The sequence below is a fragment of the Micromonospora sp. NPDC051924 genome (assembly GCF_055586005.1).
Genome location: NZ_JBVJJA010000042.1, coordinates 54941 through 62706, shown reverse-complemented (window position 1 = coordinate 62706; position 7766 = coordinate 54941). Strand labels below are relative to the sequence as shown.

Sequence of the window (7766 nt, the reverse complement as noted above, 5' to 3'; positions counted from 1 at the left end):
AAACCTTGATACCGGAACTCCGCTTCTCACTCTCTGATCAACACACCCTTGACCGGCCTCTCCCACGCCTAACTGAACGGCGTTGGGACTAGCCAGCCACGGCCCGGGCGTACTCGGGCTCGCCACCCTCACCCGCAGTCGCGGCGTTGTTGCGGTCCGCTGTGGAACCCCGGACCACCAGCGCCAGCCCGCCGAGGACGAAGGCGGCTGCGGCCAGCTCCGTCGGGCCGACGGGCTCGTCGAGCAGCAGCCACGCCGCGCTGAGCCCGAAGACCGGCACCAGAAGGCTGAACGGCGCCACCCGCGCGATCGAGTACCGGGCGATCAGCCGGTTCCAGATCCCGAAACCGACGAGGGTCGACACGTACGCGACGTAGGCCACGGCGAGCAGCCCGCGCCACGACAGGCCGGTGATCGCATCCAGCACCGCCTGTCCGCCGTCGACCACGCCGGCCACGCCGAGCAGCGGCAACGGCGGCACCAGGCTCGACCAGACCAGTAGCGAGAGCGGTCGCTTCTCGCCGCTGGCCCGCATGACCAGGTTTGCCACGGCCCAGCTGGCCGCCGCGAACAGCGTCAGCATGAAGCCGATCACCGTGGCGTGGCCGCCGCTCCCGATCGCCAGCACGCCGATCCCGACCGATCCGACCAGTACGCCGGCCACCTGCGCCCGCGCCGGCCGCTCGCCCAGCACCGCCGCCGCCAGCATCACCGACATCAGCGCCTGCGCCTGCAGCACCAGCGAGGCCAGACCGGCCGACATGCCAGCCGCGAGCGCGGTGAAGAGGGCGCCGAACTTCAGGACGCCGAGCACCAGCCCGTAGGCGATCACGTAGCGGAGCCGGGCGCTGGGGCGCGGTACCAGGAAGACCAGCGGCACCGCCGCAGCGACGAAGCGCAGCGCGGTCAGCACGAGCGGCGGCAGGTCGCGCAGGCCCAGCTCGATGGCGACGAAGTTGACGCCCCAAATCGCGGCGACGAGCACGGCGAGAAGCCGGTGCGATGCTTTCATGCCGGCTACGCTGCCCGAGCAAACGCTTAAGGACCAGTTCAATGTTCTTCATCGCTGTTGTAGCGTAGCTACATGGATCTTGACGTACGCCGGCTCCGCGTGCTGCACGAGGTCGCACTGCGCGGCAGCGTCACAGCCGCCGCCGCGGCGCTGCACGTGACCCCGTCGGCGGTATCCCAGCAGCTCGTCCAGCTGTCCCGAGAGGCCGGGCACGAGCTGGTCGAGCGCGCCGGACGCGGAATCGTGCTCACCCCGGCCGGCCAGGTGCTGGCCAGCCACGCGAAGGACGTGCTGGGCGCGGTGGAGCAGGCGGTGGCCGGACTCGCCGCGCTCCAGCACAGGGTCAGCGGCACGGTGCGGGTCGGCGCGTTCGCGTCCGCGGCCGGCGCGCTGGTGGCCCCCGCCGCCGCCCGTGCGCGGGCGAAGCACCCGGAGCTCGACGTGCGGGTGATCGAGGCCGAAGACCAGCAGAGCCGCCTCGACCTGCGCTCCGGCACCCTCGACATGGCGGTGCTGCAGGAGTACGACCACGTGCCCGCGCCGCTGGTCGACGACCTGGACCGGCACCCGGTCACCACCGACCCGATGCACCTGGTCACCCCGGTCGGGTGGCGCCGTCGCACCGGCCGGCTGAGCGAGCTGCGCGACGTGCCATGGATCGCCAGCGCCGAGCACACGCCGTGCCTGCGTTCCACATTGCACGCCTGCCGCCTCGCCGGCTTTGAGCCGGACATCCGGCACCGTTCCGTCGACTTCGCACTCACCCTGGACCTCGTCGCGGCCGGCCTGGGCGCCGCGCTGGTGCCAGAGCTGGCGCTGCGCCACGTACCACCCGGGGTGCACGTGCAACCACTGGCCGAGCCGGTCACCGAGCGACGCATCTTCGCGGTCACCCGCGCCCTCGGCGGCGCGCCGCAACGGCCCGCGGTGGACGCCCTCCTGGCCGAGCTGAGCGGTCCGGCCGGCGTGCCCCGTGGGCAAATGCCGCCGATCATCGCTTGACGCACACGTTTCGACCCCTGATCCACGAGCACTCGGCCATGATCGGCGCGCACGTCAAGCCCGAGAATGGCGGCGATGACCGGGGAGTTCAAGCAACATGGGAAGCGAACCTTTTACATCGTCACGGTCGCCGACCGTATTGCCCAGGCTGATCGTCAGCGAGGAAAGATCCTGGTCATCGACCTGAACGGGTCCGCGACAATGCGGGCAGTCATCAAGCACTCCATGGGAATCGCGGCACTGGCCCTGCTCGCCGCACTCGACGCGGCATGCGTCAACGTCGACCGGCTCGGCGAAGCCTGCGCCGAGGCCGACCTCACCGGCGCCCGCGCGCTGGCCGAACTCGGCGACGACCGGACCCGCCTCGCCGACGCCCGCGCCGTCAATGCCTACGCCGGCTCCGCCCCGGTCACCCGCACGACGAGATGCTGGTGATCGCGTCAGCGCTGGCGCGGGGCAGCACGTGGTGGGCAGCCGGGGGGAGCTGCCGCTACCGGCCGGCGCGCGCCCGATGTGCGCGATCGTGCCCGGGCAGCCGCTGCTGCTCGCCGCTCCGGTCGCCCATGACCTGCTGGTGATCCACGGCTGATCCCCCCCCCGCATCGCCGCCACCCGCCAACCGCTGGCCCACCTCGGCGTCACCCTCGCCGATCTGCAGGCCGAGTCAGGTCCGAACCTGCCGACCCTCGCTGAGTACCTGCCCCACGTCATCGCCGCGGCCGGGCCGGGCGCCCGCCGCACGTATGGCGCCGACTGGAACCGGATGGCCGCCGCCTGGGGTGACCGCCCTTTGGACGCGGTCGCCGCCAGCGACATCGAGGCCATGCAACGACAGATCGCCGCGACCGCCCGGTTGCGGGCGTAACAGCCGCAGCGGCCGCCATCGACGAACACGCCCGCACCCGGGGCGCGGTCTTGCCCACCGACCATCTGTTGCGCTACCGCAACGGGCAGGCGATCACCAGTCGCCGCTTGCCGTGATGAACAGCAGCGCCACCCAGGCTGCGGCGCTGGCCGCCATGACCGGCAGAGCCCACCGGCTCGCCGGTGCGGGGCCCCGGCGACTCGTCGCTCGGCGGGCACCCCGTCTTGGCGCCACCGCGGCTCGCGAACCGTTGACTCGGGGCAGTGTGAACGTTCGGCCGCGAACTGGAGTGAAGCGGACGTACGTTGCTTCCGGGGTAGGTCAGCGTTGCGTGGGGGTAGGTGCGCGGGTGGGCGAGCCACGGGAGGCGTTCGTCGAGTTGCAGGAGCGTCTGCGTAGGCCGGGTACGCGAATGTTGGACCGGCTTCGGCAGGCGCAGGCCGAGGATGGTCGCGTCGACCCCGAGGACCTGGAGCGGGTCGCGGGCGAGTTCGGCTGGCCCGTGGCGGCGGTGACCGGTTCGGCGTCCTACTACGCGGACTTTGCCGAGGGCCGCCGGGGTCGGCGCCACGTCCGGGTGTGCGAGGGGACCTCGTGCTTCGTGAGCACCCAGGGTCAGCACATCAAGCGTCTGGAGCGGGTGCTGGGCGTGCGTCTGGGGGAGCGTGCCGCGGACGGGTCGGTGTCGCTGCAGGGCGTGCGGTGCCTCGGGTACTGCTACGACTCGCCCGCGATTCTCGACGGGAAGCAGCCGGGCAGCGGTGAGACCCTGGGCGGGGTGTTCGGCGATCCGCACGCCGCGCAGCGGCGGACCAGGCCCGGCTGGGTTGAGCCGCTGAAGATGGGGCCCGCGGATATACCGTACGCGAGTTCGGTGGATCGCCCGGTGGTGCTGGCCGGGCTGGTCGGCGATGAGGAACCGTGGGGGGTGTGGCCCCGCGTCGTGGCGACTGGCTCACCCGAGCGGGTGATATCCGAGATCAATACCTCCGGCCTGCGTGGGCGGGGCGGGGCCGCTTTTCCGGTGGGGAAGAAGTGGTCCGCGGCCGCGAATGAATCCGGACCACGGTATGTGGTGGCCAACGGTGACGAGGGGGATCCGGGATCGTTCTGTGATCGACTGCTCATGGAGAGCGATCCGCACCGGATCCTGGAGGGCTTGGCGCTGGCCGGTTTCGCGGTGGGGGCGCGGCTCGGGTTGATCCTCGTGCGGTCGGAGTACCCGACGGCCGCCGACCGGCTGCATGCCGCGGTGGCGCAGGCGCGCGAGGCCGGTCACCTGGGCAAAAGGGTGCACGGCTCGCCGGTCGACTTCGACGTGGAAATCGTGGTGGGCGCCGGCTCGTATGTCGCCGGGGAGGAGACAGCGTTGCTGCACGCCCTGGCCGGGTTGCGGGCGGCCGTCCGGGCGCGCCCCCCGTACCCCTCCAGCCACGGCTACCTTGGACGGCCGACCGCGGTCAACAACGTGGAGACCCTGGCGGCCGTACCCTGGATCGTCCGGCATGGCGGGGCGGCCTACGCCCGACTGGGCCACCCGGACGAACCGGGCACCAAGCTGGTCTGCCTGAGCCAGCGCTTCCGCCGGCCGGGCGTGTACGAGGTGGAGTTCGGTGTGCCGCTGCGCCACCTGGTGGAGGAGCTCGGCGGCGGGCTGCGCGAGCCGTACCAACTGCGCGCGGTGCAGATCGGCGGACCGCTCGGCGGCTTCCTCACCCCAGACCAGCTCGATCTACCGCTGCTGTCCCGGCCGCTCACTGCGGCCGGCGTCGCGCTGGGGCACGCCAGCCTCGTCGCGGTCGACACGATGGTGCCGGCCGCGGCGATCCTGCGGCACGCGTGGGCGTTCGGGGCCGCGGAGAGCTGCGGCGCCTGTACGCCCTGCCGGGTCGGCACCCGCCGCGGCGTCGAGCTTGCCGAGCGACTCCGGGATCCTGCCCAGACCGCGGCGGCGCTCGCCGCCCACGAACCGCTGCTGGAGGTCCTGACGGTGGCGAGCCTGTGCGCGTTCGGGCGCGGGGTGTCCTGCGCGGTACGCAGCCTGCTTCGGGTGTACGCGGACGAGCTGCGCCAAGCGGCGCCGCCGGCCAGCACGAGCGTGGAGGGCGAGTAGATGCGGCTGTCCGTCAACGACATCGCCCTCGAGGTGGCCGATGGAGCCACCGTGTTGGACGCCGTCCTGGCGGCCGGGGCGGTAGTGCCGACCCTCTGCTACGACGAGCGGCTCACCCCGCAGGGGTCGTGTCGCGTCTGTCTGGTTGGTGTGGCCGGACGGGCTATGCCGGCCTGCACGACACCGGCCGCCGAGGGCATGGTCGTGCGCACCGACGACCCTGCCGCCCGTACATCGGCGCAGCTCGCCCTGGAGCTCCTCGTCTCCCAACTGCCCGCGCGGGCACTCGACATCCCCGCCGAGCGCAGCGAGCTGGTCCGCGCCTGCCAGCAGTTCGGCGTCACGGAAAGCCGGTTCGACGGGGCAACTCGAACCGCGGGCGTCGACGACTCCCACCCGTACGTGAAACTCGACCGGGACCTGTGCATCGCCTGCAACCGGTGCGTACGGATTTGCGCGGAGGTGCAGGGCACGTTCGCGCTCTCCCTGACCGGGCGCGGGTTCGACACCGTCGTCGCCGCCGGCGCCGGCGGACCATGGGTGTCGTCTCCCTGTGTGGCCTGCGGCGGCTGCGTCGACACCTGTCCGAGCGGCGCGCTGTCCGAACCGGGGCTGCTCGACCCGCGCCCGATCAGCCGGACGACCACCACGACCTGCGGGTACTGCGGCGTGGGCTGTACCCTGCGGGTGCACGTACGCGACGGGTCCGTCGCCGCAATCACCCCGGTGCGCGACGCGCCGGTCAACCGCGGCCACGCCTGTGTCAAAGGACGGTTCGCGCACGCCTTCACCCGATCCCGGGACCGGCTGACGACGCCACTCATGCGCCGCGCCGGCCGGGATTCCCCGCTGGAACCCGCATCCTGGGAAGAGGCGCTCACCGCGGTGGCGACCCGGCTGGCCGCGATCCGGGACCGGCACGGGCCGGACGCGATCGGGTTGATCTCCTCGGCGCGAGCGACCAACGAGGAGAACTATCTCGCCCAGAAGTTCGCCCGTGTCGTCCTCGGCACGAACAACGTCGACAACTGCTCCCGGCTCTGTCACGCCCCGTCCGCGGTCGGGCTGACCGCCTCGTTCGGCCATGCCGGCGGCACCAACGCCGTCGAGGACCTCGATCACACCGACTGCATCCTGATCGCCGGGGCGAACCCGACTGAGGCCCACCCGGTGATCGGGGCCCGGATCAAGCAGTTGGTGCTGCGCGGCGCCCGGCTCGTCGTCATCGACCCGCGGCGGATCGACCTCGCCGAGATGGCCGATGTGCACGTGCAGGCCAGACCCGGCTCCAACGTCGCCGTCTTCAACGGCATCGCCCGAATGCTGCTCGACGAGGGGTACGCCGACGAGGAGTTCCTGCGCACGCGGGCCAGCGGGCTAGCGGAACTGACCGAGCTGCTGCGCGACTACCCGGTGGACCACGCGGCGCGGCTGGCCGGGTTGCAGCCCGAGACGCTGGCCTCTGCGGCACGCCTCTACGGGTCCGCGCGACGGCCGGCGATCGTCTACGGGCTCGGCATCACCGAGCACGCCCACGGCACCGACGGGGTCCGGACGCTGGCGAACCTGGCCATCCTGAAAGGCGCCGTCGGCACCCCCGGCTGCTGCGGCGTGCTGTCAATGCGCGGGCAGAACAACGTCCAAGGGGCCTCGGACATGGGTGCCCTGCCGGATCTGCTGCCCGGCTACCAACACGTCACCGACTCCGAGATCCGGGCCCGGTTCGCCCGCTCCTGGGGAGCGGACGTGCCCGCCCGGCCCGGGTTACGGATCCTGGACATGTTCGCCGCGGCGATCGCCGGCCGGGTACGGGCCATGTACGTCATCGGCGAGGACATCGCCCAGACCGACCCCGACAGCGGCAACGTACGCCAGGCACTCGCCGCCTGCGACCTCGTGGTCAGCCACGACCTCTTCCTCTCCGGCACCGCTCAACTCGCCGACGTGGTGTTCCCGGCCGTGTCGTTCCTCGAGAAGGACGGCACCTTCGTCAACTTCGACCGGCGGGTGCAGCGGGTCCGCCCGGCAATGAACCCGTCCGGCCAGGCCAAACCCGACTTCGACATCCTGCAGCTGCTCGCCCGCGCGATGGGGGCCGAACTGGGCTGCCCCACCCCGGCCGACGCGATGGCCGAATGCGCCACGCTGACCCCCACCTTCGCCGGCATCTCGCACGCCCGACTCGACCGGGACGGGCCGCTGCACTGGCCGTGCCGCGCCGCCGACCAACCCGGCGAAGGACACCTCTACCTCGACTCCTTCGCCACCCCCGACGGCCGCGCGGCGCTGGCCGCGCGACCGTACCTGCCGCCGGGCGAACAATCCGACACCGCTTTCCCGTACGTCCTGATCACCGGGCGCCGGCTGGTGCACTACAACAGCGGATCGATGAGCCGCCGTACGCCCAACGGTGAGCTTCGCCCGCACGAGGTGCTCGACCTGCACCCGGACGACGCCGCCCGGCTCCGGCTCACCGACGGCGACCTCGTCGAGGTGACCAGCCGGAGGGCGACCGTGACCTACCCCGTGCACCTCACCGAAACGGTCACCCCAGGCCAGATCTTCACCGCCTTCAACTTCCCCGATACCCCCACCAACGCCCTTACCTCCAACGCCACCGACGTCGAGACAGGCTGTCCTGAATACAAGGTGACCGCGGTTTCCCTGAGCCCCGTACGAGTAGGGGGTCGAGCCGGTGGCCGGGCAACGTCGGCGCGGCTGGCCGGTCCGACCCGGGTACCGCGGCCCTAGCCGGCACCCCGGAGCGCGACTGG

At 71.9% G+C, this 7766-nt stretch carries 6 protein-coding genes; 5 read left to right on the top strand and 1 reads right to left on the bottom strand.

Going from position 1 to position 7766, the window contains the following annotated elements:
- Window positions 1-88: 88 nt before the first annotated feature.
- Window positions 89-1012, bottom strand: coding sequence for an EamA family transporter (locus ACZ6S5_RS27570; protein ID WP_466004979.1), 924 nt, complete (start codon window positions 1010-1012; stop codon window positions 89-91).
- A 72-nt stretch (window positions 1013-1084) separates the two neighbouring features.
- Between ACZ6S5_RS27570 and ACZ6S5_RS27565 the strand changes: the two genes are divergently transcribed.
- From ACZ6S5_RS27565 to fdhF, 5 genes are all read left to right on the top strand, one after another.
- A complete protein-coding gene (locus ACZ6S5_RS27565) occupies window positions 1085-2014 on the top strand; it encodes a LysR family transcriptional regulator (protein ID WP_466004977.1) in 930 nt (309 codons plus the stop codon).
- A 75-nt stretch (window positions 2015-2089) separates the two neighbouring features.
- Window positions 2090-2449 carry a hypothetical protein gene (locus ACZ6S5_RS27560; RefSeq protein WP_466004976.1) on the top strand — a complete coding sequence of 120 codons (360 nt, stop codon included), beginning with the start codon at window positions 2090-2092 and terminating at the stop codon, window positions 2447-2449.
- A 31-nt stretch (window positions 2450-2480) separates the two neighbouring features.
- Window positions 2481-2603 (top strand): hypothetical protein, encoded by a 123-nt coding sequence (locus tag ACZ6S5_RS27555; protein WP_466004975.1) that lies wholly within the window; start codon window positions 2481-2483, stop codon window positions 2601-2603.
- A gap of 625 nt (window positions 2604-3228) precedes the next feature.
- Window positions 3229-4992 carry an NAD(P)H-dependent oxidoreductase subunit E gene (locus ACZ6S5_RS27550; RefSeq protein ID WP_466004974.1) on the top strand — a complete coding sequence of 588 codons (1764 nt, stop codon included), beginning with the start codon at window positions 3229-3231 and terminating at the stop codon, window positions 4990-4992.
- Complete coding sequence (fdhF, locus tag ACZ6S5_RS27545; RefSeq protein WP_466004972.1) at window positions 4993-7743, top strand: formate dehydrogenase subunit alpha; 2751 nt, start codon at window positions 4993-4995, stop codon at window positions 7741-7743. It abuts the gene before it with no gap.
- Window positions 7744-7766: the final 23 nt, after the last annotated feature.